This window comes from Streptomyces sp. NPDC001617, assembly GCF_053596855.1.
Map to the genome: position 1 here is coordinate 18471 of NZ_JBSFHA010000053.1, position 12656 is coordinate 31126.

The 12656-nt window shown below is 70.4% G+C and carries 12 protein-coding genes and 2 pseudogenes; 8 read left to right on the top strand and 6 right to left on the bottom strand.

The features are described from left to right. The first annotated feature begins 205 nt into the window (after positions 1 to 205). The 3 genes and pseudogenes from ACWC09_RS32790 (at position 206) to ACWC09_RS32800 (ending at position 2534) form a co-directional block, all read left to right on the top strand. Positions 206 to 1342: a YihY/virulence factor BrkB family protein gene (locus ACWC09_RS32790; RefSeq protein ID WP_450854551.1), complete on the top strand. Its 1137-nt coding sequence runs from the start codon at positions 206 to 208 to the stop codon at positions 1340 to 1342. A 32-nt stretch (positions 1343 to 1374) separates the two neighbouring features. Beyond that, positions 1375 to 1778, top strand: a pseudogene (locus tag ACWC09_RS32795) (helix-turn-helix transcriptional regulator); the annotation flags it as partial. Positions 1779 to 1850: 72 nt separating this feature from the next. After that, entirely contained in the window at positions 1851 to 2534 is a 684-nt protein-coding gene (locus ACWC09_RS32800; protein ID WP_450854552.1) for a helix-turn-helix domain-containing protein, read from the top strand. Here the strand turns inward: ACWC09_RS32800 and ACWC09_RS32805 are convergent. Next, positions 2520 to 2918, bottom strand: coding sequence for a VOC family protein (locus ACWC09_RS32805; protein ID WP_450854553.1), 399 nt, complete (start codon positions 2916 to 2918; stop codon positions 2520 to 2522). The two genes, ACWC09_RS32800 and ACWC09_RS32805, sit on opposite strands and share 15 nt — an antisense overlap. 73 nt (positions 2919 to 2991) lie before the next feature. Then, on the bottom strand, positions 2992 to 3624 hold the full coding sequence (locus tag ACWC09_RS32810) for a VOC family protein (RefSeq protein ID WP_450854554.1): 633 nt from the start codon (positions 3622 to 3624) through the stop codon (positions 2992 to 2994). Between the two features lie 61 nt (positions 3625 to 3685). Between ACWC09_RS32810 and ACWC09_RS32815 the strand changes: the two genes are divergently transcribed. Then, a complete protein-coding gene (locus ACWC09_RS32815) occupies positions 3686 to 4366 on the top strand; it encodes a hypothetical protein (protein ID WP_450854555.1) in 681 nt (226 codons plus the stop codon). A gap of 12 nt (positions 4367 to 4378) precedes the next feature. Here ACWC09_RS32815 and ACWC09_RS32820 read toward each other — a convergent pair. The 3 genes and pseudogenes from ACWC09_RS32820 to ACWC09_RS32830 form a co-directional block, all read right to left on the bottom strand. After that, positions 4379 to 5400: pseudogene (locus ACWC09_RS32820) on the bottom strand (DUF5954 family protein). Between the two features lie 551 nt (positions 5401 to 5951). After that, positions 5952 to 6089, bottom strand: coding sequence for a hypothetical protein (locus ACWC09_RS32825; protein WP_450854556.1), 138 nt, complete (start codon positions 6087 to 6089; stop codon positions 5952 to 5954). Continuing rightward, complete coding sequence (locus ACWC09_RS32830) at positions 6086 to 6994, bottom strand: AraC family transcriptional regulator (protein ID WP_450854557.1); 909 nt, start codon at positions 6992 to 6994, stop codon at positions 6086 to 6088. The genes ACWC09_RS32825 and ACWC09_RS32830 overlap by 4 nt, the downstream gene beginning before the upstream one ends. Before the next feature lie 128 nt (positions 6995 to 7122). Here ACWC09_RS32830 and ACWC09_RS32835 point away from each other — a divergent pair, with 128 nt between their 5' ends. The 4 genes from ACWC09_RS32835 to ACWC09_RS32850 all read left to right on the top strand — a co-directional run bounded on the left by ACWC09_RS32835 (position 7123) and on the right by ACWC09_RS32850 (position 10922). Continuing rightward, positions 7123 to 7902, top strand: coding sequence for an MBL fold metallo-hydrolase (locus ACWC09_RS32835; protein WP_450854558.1), 780 nt, complete (start codon positions 7123 to 7125; stop codon positions 7900 to 7902). A gap of 48 nt (positions 7903 to 7950) precedes the next feature. Further along, a complete protein-coding gene (locus tag ACWC09_RS32840; RefSeq protein WP_450854559.1) occupies positions 7951 to 8391 on the top strand; it encodes a hypothetical protein in 441 nt (146 codons plus the stop codon). Between the two features lie 95 nt (positions 8392 to 8486). After that, a complete protein-coding gene (locus tag ACWC09_RS32845; protein WP_450854560.1) occupies positions 8487 to 9428 on the top strand; it encodes an SMP-30/gluconolactonase/LRE family protein in 942 nt (313 codons plus the stop codon). Between the two features lie 222 nt (positions 9429 to 9650). After that, positions 9651 to 10922 carry a multidrug effflux MFS transporter gene (locus ACWC09_RS32850; RefSeq protein ID WP_450854561.1) on the top strand — a complete coding sequence of 424 codons (1272 nt, stop codon included), beginning with the start codon at positions 9651 to 9653 and terminating at the stop codon, positions 10920 to 10922. Positions 10923 to 11095: 173 nt separating this feature from the next. Here the strand turns inward: ACWC09_RS32850 and ACWC09_RS32855 are convergent, their stop codons facing one another. Beyond that, a complete protein-coding gene (locus ACWC09_RS32855; RefSeq protein ID WP_450854562.1) occupies positions 11096 to 12334 on the bottom strand; it encodes an IS256 family transposase in 1239 nt (412 codons plus the stop codon). Between the last annotated feature and the right edge of the window lie 322 nt (positions 12335 to 12656).

A 12656-nucleotide genomic window follows, 5' to 3' on the forward strand; every position in this document is an offset into this window, starting at 1 on the left:
TTCATGAACGGTTCAAGGGCGTTTCATTCAATGGCGATTTCCGAACCCCTCGGAATTTCGGCATCAGGAAGTTCATGTACATGAAAGAACATTCCGGCCAACGCGGACATGACAGGAAAATCGCCGGATTGCCGCGAAGGTTTCGGCCGTGTTGCCTGGGGGCCGGGGGATGAGTCCACTCGCGCCCGCCGGATACCGTTAGGTCGTGCAGCCAGCAAGTGATTCCTCGCAGCGGTCCTCCGGCCGCCTCCACCGGGCGCGTGCCCTCTACCGGAACGTCTCCAAGCGCAGGACCGCCTGGCTGCTGCTGAAGGACACCGTCAACTCCTGCATGGAGTACCGCATCCTGGGCCTCGCCGCCGAGGCCGCGTTCTTCACGCTGCTGTCCGTGCCGCCGCTGCTGCTCAGCCTCATCGGACTGCTCGGCTATGTGGACGCCTGGACCGGCACCGACTCCATCTCCAGCCTGGAGAGCAACATCCTGGAGGCGTCCCGGACCGTCCTGTCCGACAAGGGTGTCTCCGAGATCGCACAACCGATCCTTCACGACGTGATGAAGGGTGGCCGCCCCGACGTCATCTCCATCGGCTTCCTGTTCGCCCTGTGGTCCGGCTCCCGTGCGGTAAACGTCTTCATCGACACCATCACCGTGATGTACGGCCTCGACGGCGTGCGCGGCATCGTGAAGACCCGGATCGTGGCGTTCCTGCTGTTCATCGCGGCGCTGGTGATCGGGTCGGTCGCGCTGCCGCTGATGGTCGCCGGGCCGGACGCGGTGGTACGGATCGTGCCCTGGTCGGAGACGCTGGTGCAGGTCCTGTACTGGCCCGTCGTCATCATCCTGTCGATCGTTTTCCTGACCACGCTCTACCACGTGTCGGTGCCCGTGCGCTCCCCGTGGATCGAGGACGTGCCGGGCGCGCTGGTGGCCCTCGCGATGTGGGTGGTGTGCAGTTTCCTGCTGCGCATCTATCTCACGCACACCGTCGAGGGCGCGTCGATCTACGGCTCCCTCGCCGCGTCCGTCGCCGTGCTGCTGTGGATCGGTGTGGGCGCCTTCGCGGTGCTCGTCGGGGCCGCCGTCAACGCGGCGATCGACCGGGTGTGGCCGGCCGCCGCGACGGCCGCGGCCCGCGCCGCCAACGAGCGCCTGCGCGAGGTCCAGCTGGCCGAGCAGGTGGCCCGCGCCGCCGCCGGCCACGAGGCCGACCCCGACGACCCCGACATGCCCTCCGAGTTCCCGGAGCGCTGGTCCCGCTTCCTTCCTCCGGAGGACGTGACGTCCCGCCTGCGCACCCACGTGAAGAGCACGCACCCGCCGCACAAGCCGGAGGAGTCCTGACGGCCGGGGACGTCGGGTCGGGGAGGACGGTTCTCCTGGTCATCGCCGCGCTCAGGGCGTGGTTCCCGCGGCCGGAGGCGGCGCCTCCGGCGTGGTGGCGGGCGCCGGCGGATCCGGTGGTGGGGCGGGTGTTACGGCTGGTGCAGGAGGACCCGGCGCATCCGTGGACGGTCGCCACGCCGACGGCGAAGGCGGGGGTCTCTCGGGCGGCGTTGGCGCGGAGGTTCAGTGAACTTGTGGGGGAGCCGCCGATGAGTTGTCCGACGGGGTGGCGGTTGGCTTTGGCGGCAGATGTGCTGCGTGATGGCGACGAGACATCGGGGAGGCTATTGCTCGGCGGGTGGGACAGGGGAGTGCCTTTGCCTTGTCGAGTGCGTTCAAGAGGGGATATGGGGTGAGTCCCCAGGAGTTTCGGGTGCGGGGTGGTGGGGGTTGATCGCGCCCGCGCGGCGGAGCCGCACATCGATACCCCCCGCGCCCCTTAAGGGGCGCGTCTACGCTGGAGTGTGTGTACAGGGAAAGGGCGTCACGGCTCCCCGGGGCGGTCGTCTGGAGAAACACGCCCTCCGACGACGGCGTCGGACGTGTCCTGCCCGACGGATGCATGGACCTGCTCTGGCATGAGGGGAGGCTGCTCGTCGCCGGGCCTGACACGTGTGCCTACGTCGCCGAGGGCGCCCCGGGGGTGTGGGCCGGCGTCCGTTTCTATCCCGGCACCGCGCCCGCGCTGCTCGGTGTGCCTGCTCATGAGCTGCTCGACCGGCGTATCGAACTCGCCGATCTCTGGTGCGCCTCGGAGGTACGTCGGTTCGCCTCGCGTGTGAACGCCGTCGATGAACCGGAACGCGGGCTGGAGGAGTTGGCGTTGCGGCTCGCCGCGGACACCGCACCGCCCGACCCGTTGCTACGGCCCCTCGTCGCGGCCCTCGACTCTGGTCGTCCCGTTGGGGCGGTCGCCGATGAACTCGGGCTGGGCGCACGGCAGTTGCATCGGCGGTCGTTGGCCGCCTTCGGGTATGGACCCAAGACGCTGGCCCGTGTGCTGCGGCTGCAGCGGGCGTTGGGGATGGCTCGGGGCGGGGTGCCGTTCGCGGAGACGGCCGTGCGGGCCGGGTTCGCCGATCAGGCCCATCTCGCCCGGGACGTCCGGGAGTTGGCCGGCGTGCCGCTCGGCGAGCTACTCGCTCGGTAGCGGTGCGAACAGGTCCACGCCGTTGCCGTCGGGGTCGTGCACGACCGCGTACCGCTGGCCCCAGAAGGCGTCCCAGGGCTTGAGTTCGCCGTGGTAACCGGCTTCGACCAGTTCCTCGTACGCCGAGTCGACCTCGGCAGGGCTGTCGCAACGGAAGGCCAGGCCGGCGCGATGGCCGCCGGTGGGCGGCCGCCATGCGGGGTGGAAGGAGCGGACCTCCTTTTCGGTGTCGAGCAGCAGGCGCAGTCCGCCCGGCAGCTCGGCCTCGGTGTGCGGCTGGTTCCCGGCGTCCTCGGGGAAGGCCAGGCCGAGCCTGCGGTAGAAGGCGACGGAGGCCGCCATGTCGGAGACGACCAGGCCCATGGCATCGATTCGTGGAGTCATGGGGTCACCGTAGGCAGGTGGCGGGGCGGTGGTCTTGAAGGAATCGGACAGCTGCGGGTGGGCCGGCTGTCGCTCAGTCGAAGGTGACCGGGCCCTGTGGGGTGTCCAGAGTGAAGGTGAGGGCCAACGGGCCACTGGTCAGGGGGAGTTCGACGTCCAGGGCGGACAGGAGAGTGCGGATCTCGTCCGGGGCGGGGGCGCTCGCCGACAGATGGCGGAGCGGAGTGACGGGGAGGCCGGAGGCGGTCGGGTGGACCGATGAACCCCAGTCGATGAGGAAGGGCACCAGACCCGAGGGGTGCTGGGTGTCGCCGTCGGTCAGCCGCCATTCCAGGAGGGTGCCGTCGGGGCGGCGGCGGCTCATCGGGCGGATGTCACCGGGGTCGTAGCCCCGGGCGCGGGCCGTCGCGACCGCCGCGTCGAGGTCGGGCGGGCTGATGGCCCAGGTGACCGTCCGGGCGGTGGCCAGCTCGTCGACCGCGAAGGGGCGGGGGCCGTCCGGGTCCGACTGCTCCGGGTCCGGACCGATGATCTCCAGATAGCTGGAACCACCCAGCGACACAAGGAAGTTGCGAGTGCCGCGGCCGACATGGGCGCCGCCGGCGGCGGGCGTCACGCCCGTGCGCCGCGTGAAGTCGGCGACCGTGGCCGCCAAGTCGGGGGTCGCGAGGACGAGGTGGTCCAGGTGTGCGGGGATGGCGTTCATCGGAGTCGAGGCTATGCGGCAACAGCCCTGCGATGGAACACCTGTGCGGCAGGATGGGGGCATGATCCGTGGACTTCGCGCCCTGTCGCCGTTACTTCTCCTGCCCGTGCTGCTGCTCGCCGGCTGTGGCGCGGAGAAGGCCGGGAGCGACTCGGGCTCGTCGAGCCTGCCAGGTTCCCCGGGTTCCTCGGGTGCGAGCGCCTCCCCGGCAAACCCGGGCGAACTCACCGCTCGGGCACGGGCGTTGGGTATCGCCCCGGAACTCGTCCATGTCACCGAGAGCCCCGGTTACACCCTCGCCCAGCAGTCCGTGGGCGTGTCAGGCGATGACGGTTTCTCCGCCGTGTACTGGTCGCAGAAGACCGGCACGCAGATCGGACTCCGGATCGAGCGCGGCACATGGACCGCCGACACCTGCGTGAAGCAGCCCGTCGGGGACTCCTCCGCGGGGGAGACGACCAAGTGCACGCGCGACGGGGACGCCTGGTACCGCAGCGCCGGGCGACAGCGCGGATACGCCGAACCGAAGAACGGTTACGTCATCCTGGTCAGCGGCGCCGGCGTCCCGCGCGCCACCCTGCACAAGGCGCTCCTCGCCGTCCACCGGCCCTCCGCCGCCGAACTCGCCGCGCTGCTGCCGCCGGCCCCCACGACGACGCCGACCGAACCGGTCAGGCGCGGCGACCTGCCGCCCAACGGGGACGGCGCGCCGGACAACTCCGTGCCGAGCGAGGGACTTTGACACGGGAGCGGCTCAGTCCTCGTAGGTGAGCGTGCCGTCCTCGTCCATCGTGGGGTGCATCTTCATGGGCCCGTACCGTCCACGTCGGACGGCCGCGGTGTCTCCGGCCCCTCGGCACCCATCCGCACCATCCGCTCGACCCGGCAGATCCTGAACAGCCGGTCGTCGACCCGGAACTCGTCCGCCCGGTCCAGCGCCCGGAACTCCTCGGCCGCCGCCGCGTACCGGGCCCTCGTCGCCTCGTCGGACCTGTACCGCAGGGCCCCCATCTCCGCCATGCCGTCGTACAACACGCGACGGGCGTCGTGCGGGGTCGGCATGAGCGCTCCCCGGGGACGCCAACTGCCGTGGGCACCCCGCTCGACCAGGCCGAAGCCGGCAGGCAGCAGCACGAGTTCCGGGTGAGTGGCGACGGCCCGCTCGGAATCGGCGCGTACGGCGGACGGGAAGCGGGCGCCGCTGTACGCGAAGTCCTGCAGCCCGAGCTTGAGTGCACCCGCGGCCGGACCGTCCACCCTCTCGGGATCGAGCACGAACTGGATGTCCCGCGACGGCGTGGCCCGCGCCTTCCGCTCCCAGGACCGCTCCACCGGCTCCGGATCGGTGGGCCGAGGCGGCTCCAGCCCGCCCTCCCCGGCCCGCGCGAACTCGTCCCCCCGAACGACGCGGTACCGCACCCCGCCGGCCTCCACCTCATTCACCGCCTCGCGCTCCAACATCCGTACGGCCGCCAGCAGTTCTCGCCGTACGGCCCGCTCGACGGTGTCGTCCTTCGCGGTGAGGAACAGATACGACTGCAACGAGTCCCGGGCCATCTGCGGCATCCCGTCCACCACGGGCTTCAGCACCCGCCACCCGGCCCCGACCCGCGGATTTCGCACGGCCACCCCGAACACCGGCCCGCGCAGGGCGAAGTCGGGATACCGCAACGAGGCCTCCATCGCGTCGTGCTCCCGCACCCACGCGGCGGGATCGTCACGCTGGACCAACTCCTCGTGCAGGGCGTCGATCTGTTGCCGCCAGTCATCGTCCATGTACGCATTGTGGCGGGATGGGGGCGGGCGACGGGGGCGAAACGACTCAACAGTCGTGGTTGCCGGACGGGCTCGCCGCTATGCGCAGGCGAGTTGAGCGTCGATCCGGGCGCAGGTCATGAGACCCCCCTCCGTCCAGTACTGGCCCTCACGGAGATGGGCGTCCCTGACGGTGCGGACATCGAAAACGCCTCCCGTGCCGTCGTCGGTCCCGGCATCGGTGACGGATGTGACTTGGATCGATAGATGGCCTCGTGCCCTCGGGCGTCGACGAGGTCAGCGGGCTGCGAGGATCTGTAGATGGCCCTCGTGAGGATTCATAGGTGGCCCCAGCGAGTCCTGGTCTGGGCGTTCAGGTCAGGACGTGGGAGGAACGGCGCGTTGTAGAGGGGCCAGGTCTCCGTGCAGGGCGGCGTGCAGTTCGGCCGCGAGTTCACGGGCTCGCTCTTCGCTCGACACGCCGTGCATCATGACTTCGCGTCCGATGAGACTCGAAGATCGTCCGGGTGGCTGCGGCGGCATTCCAAAGGGCTTTCACGGGCGGACTCCAGTCAGCCCTCGCGGGGCTCGGGGTTCTGGCCGCAGTCCTGGCCGCGGCCCTCCTGTTGGCGCTGCGTCAGGACGCCGAGCCGCTCGTGACCGTGACCGAACCGCTGGGCGCGGTGAGCAGCGCATGATGTGCCGCTCATTGCTGGCCTTGATGGAGCTGACGGAAGGCGCCGGGCGTCATACCGGTGTGGCGGGCGAAGAACTTGCCGAAGTTGGTGGGTTCGGGGAAGCCGAGGCGGCGGGCGATGGTGGCCACCGGTTCGTCGGTGTGGGCGAGCAGCCGCTGGGCCTCCAGGGCGACACGGCCGTCGATGACGTGTTTGACGGGCTGTCCGGTGGCGGCCGTGCAGGCGCGGGTGAGGGTCTTGACGGTGTAGCCGAGGCGGTGGGCGTAGTCGGCGGCGCGGCGGGTGGTGGTGTAGGAGCGTTCCAGCTCGGAGCGGAAGCGGGCGTAGACCTCTCCGCCGCCACTCGGGTCACCGCCGCCGTGGGGGTGGGGAAGGCGGTCGATCTGCAACAACACGGTTGCCAGCAGAAGTTGGAGGATCTCCGCTGACACGGTCTGTTCCGGCTGGCCGTACTCGGCCCGCAACTGGCCCAGCAGCGCGGACAGCACCGCGTACTGCGGACGGGCACCCAGTTGCCAGCACGCGGGCCCGTACCACTCGTTGACCAGCCGGTCGGCGCTGCTGGTGTGCGGTGGGAAGGCGGGCGTGAACAGCAGGTGCGTGCCGTTGGCGGTGCCCGGCCGTACGAACCGTTGCACCTGTCCGGGGCGGACCCACAGCAGCGTGCCCGGGCCCAGCGGATGGGTCACGAAGTCGACGGCGTGTTCGCCGCTGCCTTCGGTGACGAGGGTGAGGGTGTGGAAGTCCACCCGGTGGACCGCGTCCTGCCGGCTGCCCCGGCGTCGGCGCCGCTGGTGCAGGGTGGCCAGGTCGATGATCTCGAAGCCGGGGACCCGTTCCTCGGGCGGATTGAAGTCGAGCCTGGGGATGGCACCGCCCGGGCCACGATCAGCCCTGGCAGGATCCACGGGGATCATCACGGTCTCCTGAATGTCCTCGATTTACCACGCCGGGTCTCCAGCGTATCTCGTCTGCCTGCGCTTTTCCGGCGAGAGTGGAGGGCGTCAAGGCGGCGCCAGTCCGCCCTCGCCTCAAGGAGCATCCCATGAACGGCACGGTCACGGTCCTCGACAGGGGCGCGGTCCGCATCCACAGCTACATGTCGCCGGCGGACACCTTCCACACCACGACCCAGCTGATCGAGACCCCGGCGCGGATCATCGCGATCGACGCCCAGCTGCTCCCTGCGTACGCCGACGAGGCCGTCGCCTACGCCAAGGGTCTCGGCAAGCCGCTGACCCGGCTGATCGTCACCCACGCCCACCCCGACCACTACAACGGCGCCGCCCGCTTCGGCGTCCCCGTGCACGCCCTTCCCCAGGTGCGCGAGCAGATCATCGCCCGCGGCGACAGCCAGTTGCCCACCGGCCAGGTCATCGCGGTCACCGACTTCACGCCGACCGTGGACCTCACCCCCGGTACCGAGGTCATCGACGGCGTCCGGTTCGTCTTCGAGGCCGTCTCCGGCGGCGAGGCCGCCGACGAACTGCTCGTCAAGCTGCCCGAGCAAGGCGTGTTGGTGCCCCAGGACCTCGTCTACAACGACGTTCACCTCTACCTCGGCAACAACGACATCACCGGCTGGCAGCAGGCGGTCGACGCGCTGGCCGCCGAGTCCGGTTACGACACGATCCTGGCGGGCCACGGTCTGCCCACCGGACCGGAGGTCTACGCGGATGTGCGCCGCTACCTCGCCGACGCCCGCGAACTGCTCGGCGACGACGGCGAGGCGTACAAGAAGGCCATCGTGGACCGCTACCCCTCCTACGTCGGCCCGTTCATCATCGACATCGCCAACCGGTCCCTGTTCGGCGCCGGCCACTGAGCAGCAGCCCCTCACCTGCCGACTTCCGCACGCTCAGAAGGACCTTTCATGTCAGTCCGTCTTCGCCGCACCCGGACCGCGGCCGTCGCGGTGGCCTCGCTCCTCGTCCTGGGCGGCGCCGCCCAGGCTCTCGCCGCCACCGGCGGCGACATGGCCCGCACCACCGCCGTGCACCACCCGGCGCCCCTGCCCACCAGCTACACGATCCCCGGCGACAAGACCTACCCCGAGGGCATCGCCCGCCAGCACGGCACGCCCTACTTCTACGTCGGCAGCACCACCGACGGCACCCTCTACCGCGGCGACGTGCGCCAGAGCGCGACGAAGGTGTTCCTGCCTGGCGGCGAGGACGGACGTACGTCGGTGGCCGGTATGAAAACCGACCGCGCGGGCCGGCTCATCGTCCGCACCCAACTGCTGCACATGGCCCTCCAGATCCGCGAAGGCGGCCACGGCTGGGCCAGCACTATCAAGATCATCGCCCCGTGAGCCGCAGGAGCACGCCCCCTGCACCCGGCTGCCGGCCCGCTTCCCCCACGGGCCGGCAGCGGACCGTCACCCATTGCCTTCAGGAGAACCGCCCCATGCACCCCCGCACCCTGCTCACCTCCCTCGCGGTCACCTCGGCCCTGCTGGTCTGCACGCCCACCGCCACCGCGGCCACCGAGCCACTCTCCGCACCCCGTATCGCCGCCCACTTCAGCCTGGCCGCCGCCCAGCAGCCCGAGAACATCACCCTGGGCGGCGACGGATCGGCCTACCTGACCTTCTCCTTCGCCCGGCAGATCGCCCGTGTGACCCCGTCCGGCCGCATCCAGGTCCTGGCCACGCTTCCGGCCCCCGCCAAGGCGAGCACCCCCAACCTGGGCAAGGCGTTCGTCGGCGGCATCGCCCGCGCCGACGACGGCACGCTCTACGTCACCTACGCCACCGGTACGGCCGACCTCACCGGCGTGTGGGCCGTACGTCCCGGCGGCAGTCCGCACCGCATCGCCGCCCTGCCCGCCGACGGCCTGCCCAACGGCCTCGCCCTGGACCGGCGCACCGGCCGTCTCTACGTCACCGACTCCGTCCACGGCGTCATCTACCGCCTCCCCGCGCACGGCGGGACGGCCACCGTCTGGGCCGACGACGAGGCCCTGAAGCCCACCACGTTCGCCGGCGCCAACGGACTGAAGCTGCACCACGGCGCCGTCTGGGCCACCAACCTCGACAAGGGCACCGTCCTGCGCATCCCCGTCACCGCACGCGGCACGGCCGGACCCCTGCAGGTCCGCGCCACCGGCATGCCGTCCATCGACGACTTCGCCTTCACCGGCCACGGCGACACCCTCCTCGCCGCCCGCGACAACAACGAAGTCGACCTCGTCCGCCCCGACGGCACCCACACCACCGTGCTCAGCGCGGCCGACGGTCTGCAGACCCCCACGTCCGTCGCGGTCTACGGCAACACGGTGTACGTCCCCAGCGCCGCCTACCTCACGAACGAGGACCCCAACCTGCTCGTCGCACACCTCGACCACTGACACGGCCAGGACAGCGCACCTCATCCGTGCCGGTGCCGTGCCGACCGGGCGGTACCGGCACGGGCACCCCCCGGCGGCACTGCTGCGGCCGGAAGCCGTGCAACAGGAACCCGCACGAACGGATCCCTCTTCCGGCGCCCCCGCGATCACCCATCACCCATCACCCATCACCCAGGCGTGCGAGGCACCCGGCCTGTCCGCCCCGGAAGCCCTGGAACAGACATGTCCGAACCACCCCAGGTCGGCGCCGCCGCCACAGAAACGTCCAGCCCGCCGGCCCCAGAACGCCGCTCCCGTCGTCTGCCGCTCGTGCTGATCCTGGGCTCACTGACCGCGCTCGGCCCGCTCACCATCGACCTCTACCTGCCCGCCCTGCCCAAGGTCAGCGCAGACCTGCACGCCTCGCAGGCCGTCACCCAGCTCACCCTGACCGCCTTCATGATCGGCACAGCCGTCGGCCAGCTGGTCGTCGGCCCGCTCAGCGACACCCTCGGCCGCAGACGTCCCCTCCTGACCGGACTGACCGTGTACATCGCGGCAGGAGCCGTGTGCGCCCTCGCTCCGGATCCGGCGGTGCTCATCGGCATGCGTCTGGTCCAGGGTCTGGCCGGCGCCGCAGGGATAGTCATCGCCCGGGCCGTCGTCCGCGACCTGCACGACGGACTCGCCGCCGCCCGCCTGCTGTCCTCGCTGATGCTGGTCTCCGGCACCGCCCCGGTCCTCGCCCCCGTACTCGGCGCCCAACTGCTGCGCCTGACCTCCTGGCGCGGTGTCTTCGCCGCCCTCACGCTGCTGGGCCTGGCGATGCTGGCCGCCACCGCCGCCCGGCTGACCGAGACCCTGCCCCCGGCGCACCGCCGTTCCGGCGGGCTGGCCAGCACCCTGCGCACCATGGGCGACCTGGTCCGCGATGCCCGCTTCACCGGCTACCTGCTCACCGGCAGCCTCGGCTTCGCGGCCATGTTCGCCTACATCGCCGGCTCCTCCTTCACCCTGCAACAGATCTACGGCGCCTCCCCGCAGACCTACAGCCTGCTCTTCGCGCTCAACTCGATCGGCCTGGTCGCGACCGGCCAGCTCAACGGCAAGCTGCTGCTGGGCCGCTTCTCCTCGCACCGCGTCCTGGCATCCGGCCTGGCGCTGCTGGGCGTTGCGGGCATCGCCCTGGCCCTCCTGGTCACCGCCACGCACGCGGGTCTGCCCTGGATCGCTGCCGCGCTCTTCCTCACCGCCTGCCCGGTCGGCTTGATCCTGCCCACCACCACGGCCTTGTGCCTGCAGCGTGCGCCACACGCGGCGGGCAGCGCCTCCGCGCTGCTGGGTACCACCCAGTTCCTGATGGGGGCCCTCGCGCCCGCCCTGGCCGGTCTCGACGGAGAGTCCACCGCCCTGCCCATGGCCTGGTCGGTCCTCAGCCTCGCAATGGCCGCGGCGGGCTGCTTCCTCGCCCTGTGCCGCCCCTGGCGATCCACCGCCGACCCGCTGGATCACTGAGCCGACGCACGAGGACACGAGACCGCACCCGTCAGTCCGATCGAACACCACAGGAAGCGAACCTTCTCCAGGCATTCAGCACCTGCGGCGCCGGACATCCGCACCGGAGAAGGAGCGGGTCACGTCCGCAGGAGTGGTGTATCGACGGCCACTCGGTGATCTCTTCTTTGAGGCTAGGCGGTGAGTTCGGTCGGGACGATGGTCTCGTGGGTTTGTGACTCGATCGGGTGGAGGCGGGCCTTGGCCAGGAGGTCGAGTCCCATGTATCGGCGGGCTTCGGTCCACTCGTCGTTCTGCTCGGCCGGCACAGCGCCGACGAGGCGGATCAGGGCGGTGCGGTCGGGGAAGATGCCGACCACGTCGGTGCGGCGGCGGATCTCCTTGTTAAGCCGTTCTTGCGGGTTGTTCGACCAGATCTGCCGCCAGATCTCGCGCGGGAATGCGGTGAACGCCAGGACGTCCCCCTGGGCGGCATCCAAGTGGGCCGCTGCTTTGGGAAACCTGGCGTCCAGGGCGCCGAGGACGTGCCGCATCTGGGCCTGGACCGCGTCGGTGTCGGGCTGTTCGAAGATGGTCCGCAGCAGGGTGGCCACCCACGGCTGGGCCGACTTGGGCACCTGGCTCAGCAGTGCGCGGGCGTAGTGGGTGCGGAATCGCTGCCGGCTCGCGCCGGGCAGGGTGGCGCCGATCGCGTTGACGAGGCCCATGTGTGCGTCGGAGATGACGAGTTGGACGCCGGACAGGCCGCTGGCGATCAGTGAGCGCAGGAAGGCCAGCCAGTCGGCGCCGTCCTCGGCGGTGGCCACGTCCAGGCCCAGGATCTCGCGGTGGCCGTCGGTGTTGACGCCGACCGCGATCAGCGCGTGGACGTTGATGATGCGGCCGCCCTCGCGGACCTTCTGGGTGAGCGCGTCGACCCAGACGAAGGCGTAGGGGCCGGCGTCCAGGGGGCGGTTGCGGAAGGCTGTGACCTGCTCGTCCAGGTGCTTGGCCATCGCGCTGACCTGGGACTTCGACAGCTGGGTGACGCCCAGGGACTCGGCGAGCTTTTCGACTCTGCGGGTGGAGACGCCGAGCAGGTAGGCGGTGGCGACCACGCTGATGAGGGCCTGCTCGGCCCGCCGCCTGCGTTCCAGCAGCCAGTGCGGGAAGTAACTCCCGCTGCGGAGCTTGGGGATGGCGAGTTCGACGGTGCCGGCGCGGGTGTCCCACTCGCGCGGGCGATAGCCGTTGCGGTGGTTGACGCGTTCGTCGCTGACCTGGCCGTATTCGGCGTTGCAGAGGGCGTCGGCCTCCGCGGACATGAGCGCGTCGGCGAACGTTTTGATCATCGCGCGCAGCAGGTCAGGACTCGCCGCGGCGAGGTTGTCTTCGGCGAGGGCGTGCAGGGGCAGACTGTCGGGTGCGGTCATCGTGCTGATCTCCTTCGAGGCTTCGACACTTCGAAGATCAGCCGGTGGCCGTTCATCTATGCGGGCACCATCCCGATGCCGGAGCAGACCCCCGGATCAGGTCGAACCCGTACACCACTTCCCTGGACGCAACCCGAGAGCACCGGAACCGAATCCAGATCGCGGACCGGCCAGAAGACCTCGTCGCTGTCAAACCGCCAAGCGGTCGTCCACGAAGTGGTCCAACCCTCGCCCAGCGACAGGTGAATGCGTACGGAATCGGTGAGTGCGTACGGCTCGATCAAGTCCTCGAGTGCGCACCGCTCCGACCGCACCTCGGCTC